Here is a 16734-nt window from a genome sequence, read left to right on the forward strand (position 1 = left end):
GCCGATGGTACTGCAGGGGGGACCCTGTGGGAGAGTAGGACACCGCCGGACACCATTCACGATGGCCACCCAGAAATGGGTGGCCATCGCTGTTTAACCACCACCTCGGATCCCCGCTGCTCACTGGAGCGCGGTGCGGGTTAGGGTGGTGCGACGGTTACGGCCGTCCTCCCCGCCCTCGGGCGGGTCAACTCCACAGAGCATCACCACGACAGGCGAGGAACGCATGGACGACTCAGGATCCGACCGCAACGACCGGGACTCCGGACGTCGTGACGAGCGGCCGCCTCGCGCCGGCGGCCCCGGCCGCTCCTCGAACGATCGCGGCGGCTCGGGCGATTCCCGCCCCCGCCGCGACGGTGATGCTCGTCCTCCCTATCGTGGCGGTGGGGACTCCCGTCCGCAGCGTGATGGTGACTCGCGTCCTCCGTACCGCGGTGGTGGCGATTCCCGTCCGCAGCGCGACGGGGACTCTCGTCCTCCGTACCGTGGTGGTGGGGACTCTCGTCCGCAGCGTGATGGCGACTCCCGTCCTCCTTACCGTGGCGGTGGGGATTCGCGTCCGCAGCGTGATGGTGACTCGCGTCCTCCGTACCGCGGTGGTGGCGATTCCCGTCCGCAGCGTGATGGGGACTCTCGTCCTCCGTACCGTGGTGGTGGGGACTCTCGTCCGCAGCGTGATGGGGACTCTCGTCCTCCGTACCGTGGTGGTGGCGACTCGCGTCCGCAGCGTGATGGGGACTCCCGTCCTCCGTACCGTGGTGGTGTGGACTCCCGTCCGCAGCGTGACGGGGACTCCCGTCCTCCGTACCGCGGTGGCGGCGACTCTCGTCCGCAGCGTGACAGTGACTCTCGTCCTCCTTACCGCGGGGGTGGGGATTCCCGTCCTCAGCGCGATGGGGACTCCCGTCCTCCGTACCGTGGTGGTGGGGATTCCCGTCCGCAGCGCGATGGGGACTCGCGTCCTCCCTATCGCGGTGGCGACTCGCGTCCGCAGCGGGACGGTGACTCTCGGCCTCCCTATCGCGGTGGCGAGTCGCGTCCCCAGCGTGACGGGGACTCCCGTCCTCCTTACCGTGGCGGTGGAGATTCGCGTCCGCAGCGTGATGGTGACTCCCGCCCTTCCTACCGTGGTGGTGGCGACTCTCGTCCGCAGCGTGACGGGGACTCGCGTCCGCCGTTCCGCGGTGGATCGCGCGATGGGGGAAGCAGGCCGTGGTCTGACGATCGTCGGGGCGGCGGAGACCGCCAGGGCGGCGGACGCGGACGCGAGGGCTTCGGCGGCGGACGCGGCGGCCCCCGCGAGGAGCCGGAGCTCACCGAGGAGGAGCGCGAGCGGCGCTCCCTCCAGTCGGTGCGTCCGCGCCACGACGACCCGGACCTTCCGGACGACGTGCAGGCCAAGGACCTCGACAAGGTCGCCCGCAACGAGCTGCGCACGCTCTCGAAGGACAACGCCGAATGGGTCGCCCGTCACCTGGTGATGGCCGGCCGCCTCCTCGAGGAGGACCCCGAGCTGGCGCACCGCCACGTGCTCTCGGCGGCCCGTCGCGCGGGACGCATCGCCGTGGTCCGCGAGTCGCTGGCCATCTCGGCGTACGCGACGGGCGACTTCGCCCTGGCGCTGCGCGAGCTGCGGACCTTCCGTCGGATCTCCGGCTCGGACGAGCAGGTGCCGCTGATGGTCGACTCCGAGCGCGGCGTCGGCCGACCCGACAAGGCGCTCGAACTGGGACGGTCGATCGACCGCACCACGCTGAGTCCTGGCGCGCAGGTGTCGCTGGCCATCGCCATGTCCGGCGCCCGCCTCGACCTCGGCCAGGCGGAGCTCGCTCTCATGGAGCTCGAGATCCCGCAGCTGGACCCGGACCGCGCGTTCTCGTACAGCCCGGATCTCTTCGCCGCCTACTCGCTCGTCCTCGAGGAGGTCGGCCGCTCCGAGGAGGCGGCCGAGTGGCAGCGTCGCGCTGACATCGCGGCGCAGGCCGTCTTCGCGGCCGAGGGCGGCGGTGACGACGAGACGATCGAGGTGATCGAGGAGGAGCACGAGTCGGCGGAGGCCGAGTCCGCTCCCGATCGCGTTGAGGAAGGGACCGCGGTCGACGACGCGGACGACTACCTGGACGACGAGGACGAGGACGAGGACGACCCGAGCGCCGTCGACGACGCGGACGAGGACGACGCCCGGCGGACCGTCTCCGAGGAGATCGCCGACGGTGACGACGCGGACGCGGACGACGCCGATGCGACCGCTGGCGCCGAGGCCGACCTCGTCGACACGGACGAGCCGACCTTCGCGGACGAGTCCCTCGAGTCCGACGATCTCGCCGAGACGGACCCGGATGAGGCTCTCGACTCGGCGGAGCCGACCGCCGACGAGTCGGTCGAATCCGCCGACACCACCGAGGAGGACGCCGATGTTCCGCAGCAGCAGGACTGAGCCCACTCCGCTCGACGGCCGCGACTCCGTCCTGGCCGACCTCGACGGGGTCGTCTACAAGGGCGCCGACGCGATCCCCTTCGCGGTGGAGAGCCTCAACCGCGCGGCCGAGACGCTGCGGGTCGGCTACATCACCAACAACGCCTCCCGCACGGACGCCTCCGTCGCCGGGCACCTCTCCGAGCTGGGGCTGAGCGTCCGGCCCGAGGACGTCGTCACCTCCCCCCAGGCGGCGGTCGTGCTGCTCGCCGACCTGGTGCCGGCCGGCTCGACGATCCTCGTCGTCGGGGCGGAGGGCCTCACCTCCGAGGTCGAGCGCGCCGGGTTCACCGTGACGCGCAGCGCGGAGGACTCGCCGGCGGCGGTCATCCAGGGCTTCGCGCCCACGGTCGGCTGGGAGCAGCTGGCCGAGGCCTCGTTCGCGCTCCACACGGGGATCTCGTGGGTCGCGACGAACACCGACTGGACGATCCCCGTCGCGCGCGGCATCGCCCCGGGCAACGGGACCCTCGTCTCGGCCGTGCACACCGCGGTCGGCCGGCTCCCGGTCGTCGCGGGCAAGCCCGAGCGGGCCATCTTCGACGCGGCGACCGCGCGCTTCGGCTCGACGAACCCGCTGTTCCTCGGCGACCGGCTCGACACCGACATCGCCGGCGCGAACGGCGCCGACATGGAGAGCGCCCACGTGCTCACCGGGATCGACCGGGCCAAGCAGCTCCTCGCCGCGGAGCCCAAGCTCCGGCCGACGTACATCCTCGGCGACCTGCGCGAGCTGCACCTGCCCTACCCGGCGACGACGGTCTCGCGGAACGGCACGCACGCCGTCCGCGGCGCCAAGGTCCGCCTCGACGGCGACTCCGTAGTGATCGTGGACGCCGGCGACGACGCGACCGATCTGCTCCGGGCCGCCTGCTCGGTGATCTGGTCGTCCGGCCGCGCGATCTACGGCCTCGACGTGCCGGAGTCGCTCTACAGCTGAGCCTGCTCGGCGGGCTCCCGGCGTCCCTCGCGGCGCAGGAGCCCGTCGAGCCGGCCGGCCAGACCGACCGCGACGATCGCGATCAGCGCGGCGTACGAGAAGGTCGCGGCGAAGACCCCGGTCCCGGCCCCGATCAGCCCGGTGACCGCCGCCGCGAGGAGGCCCGTCAGCGCGAGGGAGACCGAGGCGCCGGTCGAGTCGGCGATCTGCAGGGCCGAGCTGTTGAAGCCCTCCCGGCCCGGAGCGGAGAGCGCGAGCGTCATCGTCCCCATCCGCGGGAACATCGTGCCCATGCCGCCGCCGGCCAGGAACCAGCCCACGCCCGCGACGATCGGGCTGAGGGCGAGCACCGTGACGAGCAGCACGACTCCGATGCCGGCGAGCACGAGCGATGAGCCGAGCCGCATCGCTCCGCCGTGGCTGAGGCGGGTACCCGGGCGTCCCTGGATGTTCGAGCCGAGAGCCCAGGAGACGGCGCCCGCGGTGAGCATGGCGCCCGAGAGCCAGGGCGGCAGGCCGTACTGCTCCGAGAGCAGCAGCGGCAGGTAGACCTCGGTGCCGAAGAACGCTGCGGCGACGAGGGCGCGGAGGAGGATCACCGACGGCAGGACGCCCCGAGCGCGCAGCGTGCCGTCGGGCAGGAGCGCGCGAACCGCCACGACCACGACCACCACGGCGGCCGCGGCCAGGAGCCCGGCGAGGTCGGGCGCGAGCTCGGCGCTCGTGCTCAGCACGACGACTCCGGCCGAGACGACCACGGCGCGGGCGATGCGGCCCACTGCCCGGCGATCGAAGGGGAGGCGCTCGCGCGGCTCGAGCGAGCGGAGCGTCGGCGCGATCGCGGCGCTCGCGAGGGCCACCAGGGCGACTACTCCGAAGAAGACCCAGTGCCAGCTCGCGAGCTCGGCGACGACTCCGGCCACCAGCGGCCCCACCAGCGACGGCACGACCCAGGCCGCGGCGAAGGCGCCGAAGATCCTCGGATGCAGCTCGCTCGGGTAGACCCGCGCGACGAGCACGTAGAGGGTGACGGTGATCCCTCCGCTGCCCAGCCCCTGCAGCAGGCGGGCCGCCACGAAGACCGGCATCGACTGCGCGGCACCCGCGGCGACGAGGCCCAGGGTGAAGAGCAGGATCGCGACCACGAGCGACGGCGTCGGGCCGCGGCGGTCGGCGGAGGATCCGGCCGCGACCATCCCGACCACGGCGGCGGCGAGCGTCGCCGCGAAGGCCAGGGGGTAGAGGGCGCGGCCGTCGAGGTCGGCGCTGACGATCGGCATGATCGTCGTCACGGCGAGCGACTCGAAGGCGCAGAGGAAGACGAGGCTCGTCGTTCCGATGGTCGTCAGGAGGAGGGGAGCCGAGGTGATGCCGCGGCGATCACGAGAACGCACCTGCTTAACAGTACGCCGAGCGCAGAGCCGGTCAGCGGTAGACGGCCCAGTCGTCCTTCGCGAGCACCGTCGGGGTGCCCTCGATCTCGACCAGCCAGCCGCGGTCGTCGCGCTCGAGGTAGCGCCCCTGCACGATCTCGGGGGCCCAGCCGCCGTCGCGGGAGGAGATCCAGCGGACGAAGCGGACGGTGCCTCCGCGCCGGAACAGTGTGCCGTTGTGGTCGCTCATGCGGGGATCTTCTTCACGGAGAGGTCGTCGGGCGACGAGGTTTCGGGGAGGAGGTGGAGGCCGAGGCGGCCGTTCGAGGCGTTCGAGAGCTCGCGCAGCCAGTGCGGGTTCAGCTCGATCGCGGCGGTGCCGTCGTACTCGTAGCGGGTGGGGATGCCGGGGTGGAGCCACAGTTCGGACCGGCGGCCCTCGGCGTCCTCGATCGTCAGGAGGAAGCCCTCGCCGCGGCGGAACCGCGAGGTGATCACGGTCTGGAGGTGGGCCAGGGCGCGGTCCTCGAAGGAGTGCGAGCTGGCGGGTGCGCCGTAGAGCAGTCGTCCCATCGCGCGCACCTCCTCACCGTCGGCGGCGCACGGAAGGCGTGCCGCACCGTCGACACTAGGTATTGCTAAGTCGGTTGACTAACAGTCTCGGCGCCGACTGCGCTTTCGGGACACACGCCGTCCGATCGCCGGAGAAGTGGTTCGATGGGGGCAGCGAGTTCCCGTCCGGGGCGCCTGCCGCTCGGAAGGTGCACCTCGATGGACGCTCGGCCAGACCTGTTCGCTCTGCTCGCGCGATTGCGCACGGCGGAGCGCGACTACGACGGCCGTGTGGAGCGGCGCCTGGGCATCGGCGCCACGGATCTCGCGGCCCTGCGGCTGATCGGAGTCGGGGAGCGGCGCGACGAGATCGTCCGCGCCGTCGACCTGTCCGCGGCCCTGTCGATCACGACGGCGGCCGTCTCTCTCCTCGTCGACCGCCTCGCCCGCGCCGGCTACGTGGACCGCACTCCCGACCCGTCCGACGGCCGCGGCCGCATCCTCTGCCTGACGGAGCGCGCGCAGAAGGCCATCGTCGGCACCGACGACCCGACCTACGAGCAGATCCGCGCGATGGTCGCGAAGGTGCCCGAATCGGAGGCCGCGACCGTCGCGGTGCTGCTCGACGGCCTCAGCCGCATCCTCGAGGGGCAGCCGCCGCCCGAGCTCGTCGACTGATCAGCGCTGCAGCGTGGCGCTCGGCGACTCGCCGAATCGCTCCGCGTAGGCCGCGCTGAAGCGGCCCGCGTTCCCGAAGCCCCAGTGCCGGGCGACGGCGGCGACCGTCGTCCCGAGGGGCGGACTCACGGCGAGCTCCTCCCGGGCGCGGTCGAGCCGCACCAGGCGCAGGTAGGCGATCGGGCGAATCCCGAGCACCCGCTGGAACGCGGACTGCAGGCCCCGGACGGTCAGGCCCGACGCCGCCGCCATCTCGGCGGGGCCGATCGGCTCGCTGCAGTGGGCGTGCACGTACTCGACGGCCGTGCGGATCCGTGCGTTCCTGGGGGCGAGGAGCTCGGGCGGGACCGGAGCGGACTCCGGAGGGTAGAGGTCGAGCAGCGCGGAGGCCGTGGCACGGGTGAGCTCGTCCCAGAGCAGCGGCTCGACGCGCTCGCTGCGCAGCGCGCGGGCGGAGTCGGCGACGGCCGTGCGCCAGCGGCGGATCGCCGCGGCGTCGGGGCGGTGCTCGGAGTCGAAGACGAGGGAGCCGACGAGGCCGCGCTCGGCGGCGACCCGGTCGACCACTCCCCGGTCGAGGTGCACCAGGCGCTGGTCGAAGTCGACGTAGTCGAAGGCGAACGGCCGGCCGACGGGGAAGAGGACGGGACGGTTCTCCTCCATCGCGATCGAGGCGCGGCCGACGTCGATCCGGCCGGAGCCGCCCACGATCCACTGCACGACGACGTCGTCCGAGTCGCCCACGCCGCCCGCGAGGCGCCCGGACATCCGCGAGGTGCGGAGGGTCATCCCGCCGTCGCCGATGGCGGCGTAGCGGTAGCTGAAGTCTGCAGCGGTGGTGGCGGCGCGCCACTCGTCGCCGTTGTAGAGCCGCGCGAGGCTGTGCCGCGCCTCGTCCGGATCCGCGCCGCGGGCCTCCAGCCGGACGCGAGGGTGGTGATCGTCCACAGGTCGTTCCGGTGCCTCAGCGCGTGAGGCGCTCGATGAGCTCGCGGTAGCGCGCGGCCGTGCGCTCGACGATCTCGGACGGGAGGGTCGGCGGGAGGCCCTGGCCGTCCCAGTTGTCGGAGAGCCAGTCGCGCACGATCTGCTTGTCGAACGAGCGGCCGCGGATGCCGGCGTCGTAGTCGTCGGCGTCCCAGTAGCGGGAGGAGTCGCTCGTGAGGACCTCGTCGCCGAGGGTGACGACTCCGGTCCCGCGGTCGACCCCGAACTCGAACTTCGTGTCGGCCAGCAGCACGCCGCGGGCCAGGGCGATGGTGGACGCCTCGCGGAAGACGGCGAGCGAGAGGGTGCGCAGAGCCTCCGCGGCCTCCTCCCCGACGATCTCGACCGTGCGCTCGAAGGTAATGTTCTCGTCGTGCTCGCCCTGCGGGGCCTTCCACGCGGGGGTGTAGATCGGTTCGGGGAGCGCGTCGCCGTCGTGGAGGCCCTCGGGGAGCGGGACGCCGCAGACGGAGCCCGTCTCCCGGTACTCCTTCCAGCCGCTGCCGGAGAGGTAGCCGCGCACGACGCACTCGATCGGGAACATGTCGAGCGTCTTCACCAGCATCGACCGGCCGCGGACCGCCTCGGGGATGTCGCCGGGGATCAGGTGGTTGGGGACGTCGGAGAGCTGCGCGAACCACCAGAGGGAGAGCGTGGTCAGCAGCTCGCCCTTGCCGGGAATCCCGGGCTCGAGGACCGCGTCGTACGCGCTGACCCGGTCGCTGGCGACGACGAGCATGCGGTCGGCGCCGAGCACGGGGTCGGCGTCGTCGGGGGTGTAGAGGTCGCGCACCTTGCCGGAGTAGGCGTGCTGCCAGCCGGGCAGCGGCGCCGTGGTGTCGAAGGACAGGGAGTCGTCGCGGGTCACCGCACCATTCTCCCCGATCCGGGGGGCTCCGCGGCTCCTGAAGACCTCCTGTGTCCTGGCGGATCGGGGCTGTCAAGCACGCGCGGTCGCCGATCCCGCGCGCCTAGCGTCGAGACATGACCTCGCAGAACGACCAGACTCCGCAGAACGACCAGTACACGTTCCAAGACCCGACCGCGATGTTCGCCGACATCGACACGGAGGCCCAGTACCAGGAGGGCTCCGGCCTCGACTCGAAGATGGACGACCCCGCCGACCGCGGCGAGTCGACCTACCGCGGCTCCGGCCGTCTGACCGGGCGCAAGGCGCTCGTCACCGGAGGCGACTCGGGCATCGGCGCGGCCGTCGCCATCGCCTACGCCCGCGAGGGCGCCGACGTCGCGATCGTCTACCTCCCCGAGGAGGAGTCCGACGCGAAGAAGGTCGTCGCGCTGATCGAGGAGGCCGGCCGCATCGCCGTCGCCATCCCCGGCGACATCACCGACCACGACTTCGCGGTGGGCGCCGTCGCGAAGGCCGTCGAGGGCCTGGGCGGACTCGACATCCTCGTCAACAACGCGGGCAAGCAGCAGCACGTCGAGGACTTCCTCGAGCTCTCGGACGAGCAGTTCGACGAGACCTTCAAGACCAACGTCTACGCGATGTTCTGGATGACGAAGGCGGCCGTGCCGCACCTCGCCCCGGGCTCCGCGATCATCAGCACCTCGTCGATCCAGGCCTACCAGCCGTCGCCGATGCTGGTCGACTACGCCAGCACGAAGGCCACGATCAACACGTTCTCGAAGGCGCTCGCGCAGCAGCTCGCGCCCAAGGGGATCCGCGTGAACGTCGTCGCCCCGGGCCCGATCTGGACGCCGCTGCAGACCGCGGGCGGCCAGCCGTCCGACAAGCTGCCCGAGGTCGGCTCGCAGACGCCGCTCGGACGCTGGGGCCAGCCGGCCGAGCTCGCTCCCGCCTACGTGTTCCTCGCCTCCCCGGAGTCGAGCTACGTCGTCGGCGAGACGCTGCACGTCAACGGCGGCATGCCCACGCCGTAACACTCGGCGCTCACGGCGGGCCCGGTCGCGGAGCGGAGGAACCTCTTCCGCGCCGTGGCGGGGCCCGCCGTTTTGGTTGTCGTAACAATCGACTGCTGTGCAGGTTCGTGCGCGAGAGTCGGTGCATGACCGATTCCCTGCCGATCCTCGACCTGTCCCGCCTCGACCGGGGGGAGGCGGAGGCCGCCGCCTTCCGCCGCGACCTCCGGGAGGCCACGCACGACGTGGGCTTCTTCTACCTCATCGGCCACGGCGTGCCCCAGGACCTCCTCGACGACGTCGTCGCCGTCTCCCGCCGCTTCTTCGACCTGCCGGAGGAGGAGAAGCTCGCGATCGAGAACACCCTCAGCCGGCAGTTCCGCGGCTACACCCGCTTCGGCGCCGAGCTCACCAACGGCGACGTCGACTACCGCGAGCAGGTCGACATCGGCATCGACCGACCCGCCGTTCCCGCCGGGCCCGGCGTCGCCGATTACGAGCGCCTCGAGGGGCCGAACCTCTGGCCCGAGGCGCTGCCGGAGTTCCGCGAGGTCTTCGAGCGCTGGCACGCGGAGCTCGCCGCGGTCGCGATCCGGCTGCTGCGCACCTGGGCCGTCGCGCTCGACGCCCCGGAGGACGTGTTCGACGAGGCGTTCGCCGAGCGGCCGTTCTCGCTGGTGAAGGTCGTCCGCTACCCGGGCACCTCCGACCCGGAGCCCAAGCAGGGCGTGGGCGCGCACCGCGACGGCGGCGTGCTGACGCTGCTGCTGGTCGAGCCCGGCAAGGGCGGCCTGCAGGTCGAGCACGACGGCTCGTGGATCGAGGCACCCGCGATGGAGGGCGCGTTCGTCGTCAACATCGGCGAGATGCTGGAGCTCGCCACGGGCGGCTACCTCAAGGCCACGCTGCACCGCGTGATCTCGCCGCTGATCGGGACGGACCGGATCTCGATCCCGTTCTTCTTCAATCCCGCGCTCTCGGCCACCATGCCCTCGCTCCCGCTGCCCGAGGAGCTCAAGTCCGGCCTCTCGGTCGACCCGACGAACGCGCCGATCCTCGAGACCTACGGCGAGAACGCGCTGCGCTACCGCCTCCGGGCCCACCCGAACGTGGCGGCCGTCCACCACGCGGACCTGCTCGCTCCCACCGTCTGACCCGGGAACGACGAAGGGCCCCCTCCCGCGCGAGCGCAGGAGGGGGCCCTTCGTCGTCAGTGCGTCAGCAGCGCGCGGCGGCCACGGGGACCGTCGCGGTGAACGCGGGCTGGCCGGTCGCCGATCCGGTCACCGTCACCGTGCCGGCCGGCGTCGAGGCCAGGCGGGTGGTGAAGGCGGCGGAGGCGGACGATCCGGGTGCGACCGCGGTGAACGACTTCGAGCCGTAGGCCGAGGCGATCGTGACGTCCGCGGCAGCGGTGTCGGTGTTCTTCACGGTCGCGGTGAGCACGATCTTGCCGGCGACGCAGCGCGTGGCGACGGCGGGGACGAGCTCGAGGGTGTCCAGCGGGACGGCGGCCGAGACCGACGTGCGCACCAGCTTGTCCGCGTACCCGGTGTAGGAGGCCGTGACGCCGGTCACGCCCGCCGGGACCGAGACGCTCGCGGAGCCGCCGGAGAGCGGGACGGTCGAGGTCCACGAGCCGCCGGTGAAGGTGACCGAGCCGACGACGTCGCCCCTGTCGGCCGCCGCGACCGTCGCCGTGACCGTGCGGCCGTCGGCGGTGAGGGTCGTGGTGGAGTCGACGGCAGTGACGCCGGTCCAGTTCTTCATGGCGGTGAGGACCGTCTGCGGGACGCTCACGAACGCGCCGTGCCGCGGGCTGGTCGGGAGGCCGGCGCGGCTCTTGGGCGAGACGTTCCAGTCGGCCGACTGCGAGAGGCGGTTCGTCTGCGAGCTGCCGGCAATCGCCGCTCCGGAGGTGAGGAAGGCCTTGTAGCCGCCGTCGCCGTAGTTGTCGACGAGGAAGGCGTAGCCGTCGCCCGTGCCGGTGGTGTCGTTCGGGTCGCCCGCGTTCAGCTTGATGATCTCGGGTCCCTCGCCGGCCTGGCCGGTCTCGAGCGAGGTCATCCGGGTGTCGGTGAGCTGCCACGTGGTGTTCGGGTCGGCGCTCCAGTTGGAGGAGGTCGTCCCGGCGGTCAGGACCTTCGACTTCTCGAGGAAGATGTCCTTCCCGGCCTCCAGGATGCCGGCGGCGCCGCCCTCCTCGTTCTTGGTGAAGCGGTAGTAGTAGTCGCCGATCTTCGTGATCGTGGAGTCGATCCGCGCGTAGCCCGTGTCCTGCCAGGTGGCGGGGGGAGCGGTGAAGGTGCGGAAGTCGCGGGTGATCACCGAGAAGACACGGGAGTAGAGCTTGTCGTTGTTGGTCTTCGTCGCGTCGGAGTACAGGCGCGAGGAGAAGAACACGACGTAGGACTGCAGCGCGTCGTCCCAGTACGCCTCGGGCGCCCAGGTCATGCCGGCGGCCGGCTGGTTGACCGTGATGCCGGTGTCGGCGCCGTTGGTGCGGGTCCACTGCACCAGGTCGGTCGACTCCCAGACCTCGATCTTCAGGCTGCCCGTGGACTGGGCGTCGCCCCAGTTCGTGCCGCAGGAGATGCAGAGATCGGTGGCGACCATGTAGTACTTGTCGCCGTTGTGCGAGCGGAGGATGAACGGGTCGCGCAGGCCCTTCGTGTCGGTCGTCGAGGTGATGACCGCCTTGCCGCCGTTGACCGGCGAGAAGGTGAAGAAGTCGTTGCCCGAGGTCGCGGCCTGGTAGATCTTCTCGTCGCCGTCCGACTTGAAGTACGCTGAGGCGTAGCCCGCGTCGGGAGCGGTGCGGCCGAGCTCGGCGACGGTCAGGGTGAAGGCGCGCGTCTCGGTGACTCCGTTGAGCGTCGCCTTCGCGGTGAGGGTGACGGTCCTGTCGCCGGAGCCGTAGGCCGGCCGGGTGACGACGCCGCCGCCGCGGTACGGGTCGGCCGCGCCGACCGCCGGAGCGGCGTAGGACGTGTTCGTCGGGGTGACGAGCGCCGGGTCGGACGAGGTCCAGGTGATGTCGGTGCCGTTCTTGGCGCCCTTCACCGCGAGGGGGAGGTTCTCGGTCGTGCGCGTGGCGAGCTTCAGCGCGTCGAGGTCGTCGTTGATGCTCGGGGCGAGCACGACGACGTCGAAGGCGATCGTCGCGCCCTGAGCGGTGGTCGCCGTCAGAGTCACCGGGGTGTTCTGCGCGATCGTGCGCGAGACGACGCCGGTGGTCGAGACGACCGCGCTGTTCGAGGAGGTCCAGGTGAGCGGGACGCCGCTGCTGGAGGCGGGCAGCGTCAGGTTCGAGGAGACCTGGGTCAGCGACGGGTTGCCGGCCAGCAGGACGGGCTGGATGTCCGAGCGCAGCAGGGCGGAGGTCGCGGACGCCTTCGCGTCGGCGGTCGGCATGCTCGAGGCGACCTGCTCGGCGGTGAGGGAGGTGTCCCAGAACTTCACGTCGGTGACGTCGGCGGTCACCAGGGCGTCTCCGGTGTAGAGCGAGCGCCCGAGGTAGCCGAGCGTGGATCCGGTCGGGACGATGCTCGCCATCGACTTCGCCGTGTTCGCCGTCGAGATCTGCGTGCCGTCGCGGTAGAGCGTGAGGACGGTGTTCGAGCCGGTGCCGGTGCCGACGAGCGTGAGCGTCGTGAATCCGGGGTTGAGCGTGCCGCCGAACGGCATGCGGGTCTCGCCGTTGCTGGTGGGCTCCTTGACGCGGATGCCCGCGAGGACCTGTCCGCTGGGCGAGCCGTCGGGGTTGCGCGGGTTCACGAAGACGTGGTTGCCGAGCTGTGTGGTGTTCCACGGGCCGACGCCGTCGCCGATGACCCAGCCGAACTGGTTGGCGGTGGTCTGCGTCTTCACCGTGTACTCGACGGCGAAGGCGTTGTCGGCTCCGGTGACCAGGCCCTGGGGGAGGCTCGCGTAGCCGTCGTTCTTGAACCGGGCGACCTGGTCGCCGCCGGCGTTCGCGAAGGACGCGTCGGTGAGGCCGGTCAGGGTGGCGTTGCGTCCGTTGCCCGAGATGTCGAGCAGGGCCGAGCCGGCGTGCGACATGTCGTAGTGCGCGGTGGGCGCCGGGACGTCGACGGCCTGCGCCGAGACGGGGACGAGAGCGCCGGTGAGGGCGACGCTCGTGCAGGCGAGAGCGGAGAGGAAGAGGGATCGCACGCGGCGCCGAGGCGCGGCGGCAGGGGGCTCCGGGGAGCGTCGTCTCATCGTCGAGACCTTTCCTTCAGGGGAGGGATGCGTCGAGCCGAGGGGACCGACGCGTCTGTTCACGTTAACATGTGGGCCGCCTCAGAGCCATGGGGGAATTGCTCGGGCGTCGGGAGCGAACCATGCGCCAGGGGCACGCCTCGGCGCAAGACCTGCACCCGCGAGCGCCCGGGGCGTAGCGTGAACGCACCGCATCCTGGCCCCCGGTGACGGAACCATGCCCATCCGCCTGCCCTGCGAGGACTTGACCATGACGACGCTCTTCCACACCGGTGGCTCCCTCTCCCTCGACGACGCGACCGCCGACGCCGTCGTCCGCTACTCGCTCGCGCTCGCGCAGCAGCACCGGATGAGCACGGTCAGCGTCGCCGACGACTCGGCCCCCTCCTCCGTCGTGACGCTCACCATCGGGCTCGGCGTCCCCCTGGTGGTCGCAGGGACCGGTAGCGCAGCGGCGGAGTCGAGCGCCGAGATCCTCGAGCGCCTCGACGCGCTCGACGGCGCGGGCGGTCCGGTGCCCGCCTCGGACGTCGACCCCCGCGCGACGTGGGAGCTCGAGAACGAGTACTGAGCTCCGAGCCGCGGCGCCGCCGGCGCGGATGCGCCCCGCTCCTGCTCCGCGGGCGCGGAGCGTCAGCGCCGGTAGTCGCGGATGATCTCCTGGGCGAGCGTCGTGATCGGGGTCGACGTCGCTCGCGCGCGGACCCGCAGCACCTCGAAGGCCTGCTCGACCGTGGTGCGGTGGGCGTAGGCGAGGATCCCCTTCGCCTGCTCGATCAGCACCCGGCTGTCGAGGGCGTGCTGCAGCTGCTCCTGGGTGACCGTGCTCTGCTGGAGCGCGCGCTGGTGCAGGATCCCGATCGTCGCGACGTCGGCGAACGCCTGCACGACCGCGATGTCGTCAGGATCGAGCCGCCCCGGCCGGGCCTGGAAGAGGTTGAGGGAGCCGATCGTCGTCCCCGCCGAGCGCATCGGCACGCAGTGCGCCGAGAGCACGTCGAGCTCGACCGCCAGCGTCCGGAACTCCGCCCACTCCTCGCCCACGGCGCGGGCGTCCTCGACGATCACCGGCCGCCCGGTCTCGAAGCACTGGATGCACGGGCCCGACCCGCTGTCGAGCTGGAGCAGCTCGATCAGCCGGGTGTCCTCGTCCGTGGAGGCGAGCACCTCGAGGGAGCCGGTGGAGTCGGCGAGGACGAGCCCCGCCGAGACGGCGTCGAAGAGGGTCGCGCTGCTCTCCACGAGGGTCTGGGTGAAGTCGACGACGTCGTAGTCGTCGACCAGTGTGTCGGAGAGGGCGACGAACGTCTGGATGACGCTGCGCTCGCGGGAGTTCGTCACCATGTGTCGTCCTGGGCGGTGAGAGGGCGGTCGGGGAACCCGTCGTGCCGGGCCACGATGCCGGAGGCGACATCGACGACGGAGCGCTGCTGGGCGAAGGCGTGGGCGCGCAGCAGCAGCTGCGCCTCCTCGGCCGTGCTGCCGTAGCGCGCGATGATCATGCCGGTCGCCTGGTGCACCACGCGTCGCGAGCGCGGATTCGTGCTCTCCTCGACCTCGTTGTCGCGCAGCACCGCGGCAAGCACCAGCAGCGCCGTCGCGGTGGTCGAGGCGCTGATCCGGCCGAGGAGGGAGTCGCTGAGCGACGTGGGGCGGCGGGAGTAGAGGTCGACCGCGCCGATCGAGAGCCCCGCGATCGAGAGCGGGAAGGCGAAGACCGCGCGCACCGCCGTGGGGCCGATCGCCTCGGTGAAGAGCGGCCAGCGCTCCTCCGCGCCGGTGTCCGGCACCGAGACGGGGCCGGCAGCGCGGATCGCCTCCCAGCACGGGCCCTCGCCGAGGTCGATCTGGATCTCGTCCAGCCGGCTCGCGGTGCTGTCGCTCGCGGCGACGGTCTCGCCGCCGAAGGGGCTGCCGAGCGTGGAGATCGCGACGCCGTCGATCGGATACCCGCGCAGATACGGGTCGCAGAGAGCGTCGGAGTCGGTCACCGCGCCCATTTCAGCCGTCGGCTCCGCTCGGAGCGACGCTCCGCCGGACCGGCGGGGACCACGACGCGGTGACGCGCGGGAGCCCGCCTGGCTGCGCTGCCCGGGCGCACGAGGCGACGGCCCGTGAAGCGGCTCGTCGGGCGCGGACGGTGCATGGTGCGGGGCGACGGGAGCCGGAGGACGGCGGCCTGCACGGCGACGGAGCGGCTCAGGCCGGGGTCGATCGAGCCGGGACGCTCGAGGGCGGCGATGAGGTCGTCGAGGACGGCGAAGGCGGGATCTGTCATCACGGCTCCTGGCCGGGTGTCCGCGGCCGTTGTCGTGCGCCGAGGCGCGGGAGGTGTCGATCGGGTGTCGCCGTGCGGGGTCCGCGCACGACGTCGACGAGGTCCTGCCCGACGGTACGGCGCGCGGATCGACCGGACGACGTGGTTGACCTCTCGGAGGTCCGCCGCTACTCGTACTCTGCGTTGAGCTCGTCGAAGTCGTTCGTGATGATCGACAGCGGGGTGTACGGCGTGATGAGGAGGAGCGCCGGGTTCGCGCGACCCTCGCCGTAGTTGACGGTCAGCCACTGCGGGGTCGGGGAGGCCAGGGCGGCCTCGACCTCGGCGCGGAACTCGTCGAGGCTCCTGTTGTTGACGGTGTAGGCGGTGCCGTTGTAGATCAGGTCGATGCGCTTCACAGCTGGTCGCCCTTCGCCGGGGGACGCACCGGTTCGGCGGGTTCCGAGATCACGTACAGCCCGCCCGCGGAGTTCGCGAGGTCGGTGAGCGCGGAGATCCAGGCGGGGTTGATGCGGGGCATCCGGCCGCCGAAGTACTTGTAGCGGAGCGCGTGGGAGGGGTGGATCCAGATCGCGCTGCGGCCGTCGCCCATGCTGTGGTCGTCGCGCCAGCTGAGCAGGAACGACTCGTTGCGGCGCAGCTTCGCGGTGATGACGATCTGCAGGTGCGCGAGCACGCGGTCCTCGAAGTCGATCTCGACGGTCCCGTCGTAGTGCAACTTCCCCATCGGCGTCTCCAGCCCCTGATCTCCGGCCGGCAGGCGCCCGCCGTTGCCATCACCCTTCCGCAGACCGGAGGGATCCGACAACCCGGCCTGCCATTCTCTGCTCGATCTGTCCAGGTCTTCCGTCAGCGGCGGTCCTCTGCCAACCGCCTCCCTCCACGCGGCCGGCGCTGCCGAGCATGGACGGCATGAAGCACATCCTCTTCGCCGACAAGACGATCCTCGTGGGGGACGAGGCGGCCGACGCGCTCGTCGAGTACGCCGTCGCCCTCGCCGCGAAAGGCGCGGCCGACACCGTCGAGTACACGGGGATCGGCGCCGACGGCGGGACGGTCGATGCCACCTTCCTCGTGAACGCCGCGGCCGCCCTCATCGTCGAGACCACGCCGAGCGACCTGCCCGAACCGGACAACGCGGCGGAGGTGGCACGGCTGCGCGCGCGGATCGACGCGCTCACCGGCGAGCATGCCGTGCAACCCGGCGACGGCGAGCTGACCAGTGGTGCCGGCTACGAGGACTCCTACGGGCAGTGAGTGGTTCCCCGTGGTGCGGACCCGGATGCGTCCGGCGTCCGCTACCACTGCGAGGCTCCGCAGTGAACCCCCTGATCGGCTG

The 16734-nt window shown here is 71.8% G+C and carries 18 protein-coding genes; 7 read left to right on the forward strand and 11 right to left on the reverse strand.

From position 1 onward, the window contains the following. Window positions 1-1354 precede the first annotated feature (1354 nt). Complete coding sequence (locus tag C5B93_RS11510; RefSeq protein WP_258068206.1) at window positions 1355-2440, forward strand: hypothetical protein; 1086 nt, start codon at window positions 1355-1357, stop codon at window positions 2438-2440. Beyond that, entirely contained in the window at window positions 2418-3419 is a 1002-nt protein-coding gene (locus tag C5B93_RS11515; protein ID WP_104292510.1) for an HAD-IIA family hydrolase, read from the forward strand. Before C5B93_RS11510 ends, C5B93_RS11515 begins: the two co-directional genes overlap by 23 nt. On the opposite strand, the gene C5B93_RS11520 is transcribed toward C5B93_RS11515, so the two are convergent. The 3 genes from C5B93_RS11520 to C5B93_RS11530 are packed head-to-tail and all read right to left on the reverse strand — an operon-like array spanning window position 3410 to window position 5365. Continuing rightward, window positions 3410-4813, reverse strand: a complete 1404-nt coding sequence (locus tag C5B93_RS11520; protein ID WP_104233808.1) for an MFS transporter — start codon at window positions 4811-4813, stop codon at window positions 3410-3412. The genes C5B93_RS11515 and C5B93_RS11520 overlap by 10 nt on opposite strands. 31 nt (window positions 4814-4844) lie before the next feature. Continuing rightward, window positions 4845-5042, reverse strand: coding sequence for a hypothetical protein (locus C5B93_RS11525; protein WP_068256013.1), 198 nt, complete (start codon window positions 5040-5042; stop codon window positions 4845-4847). Further along, window positions 5039-5365: a hypothetical protein gene (locus tag C5B93_RS11530; RefSeq protein WP_104223794.1), complete on the reverse strand. Its 327-nt coding sequence runs from the start codon at window positions 5363-5365 to the stop codon at window positions 5039-5041. The genes C5B93_RS11525 and C5B93_RS11530 overlap by 4 nt, the downstream gene beginning before the upstream one ends. A 198-nt stretch (window positions 5366-5563) precedes the next feature. On the opposite strand from C5B93_RS11530, the gene C5B93_RS11535 reads away from it, so the two are divergent. Then, window positions 5564-6022, forward strand: coding sequence for a MarR family winged helix-turn-helix transcriptional regulator (locus C5B93_RS11535; RefSeq protein ID WP_104326055.1), 459 nt, complete (start codon window positions 5564-5566; stop codon window positions 6020-6022). Here the strand turns inward: C5B93_RS11535 and C5B93_RS11540 are convergent, their stop codons facing one another. Both C5B93_RS11540 and C5B93_RS11545 read right to left on the reverse strand, forming a co-directional pair. Continuing rightward, on the reverse strand, window positions 6023-6970 hold the full coding sequence (locus tag C5B93_RS11540) for a helix-turn-helix domain-containing protein (protein ID WP_104292511.1): 948 nt from the start codon (window positions 6968-6970) through the stop codon (window positions 6023-6025). 16 nt (window positions 6971-6986) lie between these two features. Beyond that, window positions 6987-7877, reverse strand: a complete 891-nt coding sequence (locus C5B93_RS11545) for a phosphoribosylaminoimidazolesuccinocarboxamide synthase (protein ID WP_258062286.1) — start codon at window positions 7875-7877, stop codon at window positions 6987-6989. A 116-nt stretch (window positions 7878-7993) separates the two neighbouring features. Here C5B93_RS11545 and C5B93_RS11550 point away from each other — a divergent pair, with 116 nt between their 5' ends. Next, window positions 7994-8914 (forward strand): glucose 1-dehydrogenase, encoded by a 921-nt coding sequence (locus C5B93_RS11550; RefSeq protein WP_104267920.1) that lies wholly within the window; start codon window positions 7994-7996, stop codon window positions 8912-8914. 125 nt (window positions 8915-9039) lie between these two features. Then, window positions 9040-10047: an isopenicillin N synthase family oxygenase gene (locus tag C5B93_RS11555; protein WP_104292512.1), complete on the forward strand. Its 1008-nt coding sequence runs from the start codon at window positions 9040-9042 to the stop codon at window positions 10045-10047. Window positions 10048-10111: 64 nt separating this feature from the next. On the opposite strand, the gene C5B93_RS11560 is transcribed toward C5B93_RS11555, so the two are convergent. Next, window positions 10112-13069: a glycoside hydrolase family 43 protein gene (locus tag C5B93_RS11560; protein ID WP_258068207.1), complete on the reverse strand. Its 2958-nt coding sequence runs from the start codon at window positions 13067-13069 to the stop codon at window positions 10112-10114. Between the two features lie 298 nt (window positions 13070-13367). On the opposite strand from C5B93_RS11560, the gene C5B93_RS11565 reads away from it, so the two are divergent. Further along, the gene (locus C5B93_RS11565) at window positions 13368-13688 is read left to right on the forward strand and encodes a hypothetical protein (protein WP_104247369.1); all 321 of its coding nucleotides are present in this window, start codon (window positions 13368-13370) and stop codon (window positions 13686-13688) included. Between the two features lie 62 nt (window positions 13689-13750). Here the strand turns inward: C5B93_RS11565 and C5B93_RS11570 are convergent, their stop codons facing one another. The 5 genes from C5B93_RS11570 to C5B93_RS11590 form a co-directional block, all read right to left on the reverse strand. Beyond that, a complete protein-coding gene (locus tag C5B93_RS11570) occupies window positions 13751-14461 on the reverse strand; it encodes a GAF and ANTAR domain-containing protein (RefSeq protein ID WP_104239019.1) in 711 nt (236 codons plus the stop codon). Continuing rightward, window positions 14455-15117 carry a GAF and ANTAR domain-containing protein gene (locus C5B93_RS11575; RefSeq protein ID WP_104223787.1) on the reverse strand — a complete coding sequence of 221 codons (663 nt, stop codon included), beginning with the start codon at window positions 15115-15117 and terminating at the stop codon, window positions 14455-14457. Before C5B93_RS11575 ends, C5B93_RS11570 begins: the two co-directional genes overlap by 7 nt. Beyond that, a complete protein-coding gene (locus C5B93_RS11580) occupies window positions 15105-15395 on the reverse strand; it encodes a hypothetical protein (RefSeq protein WP_104233816.1) in 291 nt (96 codons plus the stop codon). Before C5B93_RS11580 ends, C5B93_RS11575 begins: the two co-directional genes overlap by 13 nt. Window positions 15396-15562: 167 nt before the next feature. Further along, complete coding sequence (locus tag C5B93_RS11585; protein WP_104247371.1) at window positions 15563-15793, reverse strand: hypothetical protein; 231 nt, start codon at window positions 15791-15793, stop codon at window positions 15563-15565. Continuing rightward, on the reverse strand, window positions 15790-16122 hold the full coding sequence (locus tag C5B93_RS11590; RefSeq protein ID WP_104223784.1) for an ATP-dependent DNA ligase: 333 nt from the start codon (window positions 16120-16122) through the stop codon (window positions 15790-15792). Before C5B93_RS11590 ends, C5B93_RS11585 begins: the two co-directional genes overlap by 4 nt. 185 nt (window positions 16123-16307) lie before the next feature. On the opposite strand from C5B93_RS11590, the gene C5B93_RS11595 reads away from it, so the two are divergent. After that, complete coding sequence (locus tag C5B93_RS11595) at window positions 16308-16652, forward strand: hypothetical protein (protein WP_146078484.1); 345 nt, start codon at window positions 16308-16310, stop codon at window positions 16650-16652. Window positions 16653-16734: the final 82 nt, after the last annotated feature.

It is taken from the genome of Rathayibacter sp. AY1A2, from assembly GCF_002930935.1.
Taxonomy (GTDB): Bacteria; Actinomycetota; Actinomycetes; order Actinomycetales; family Microbacteriaceae; genus Rathayibacter.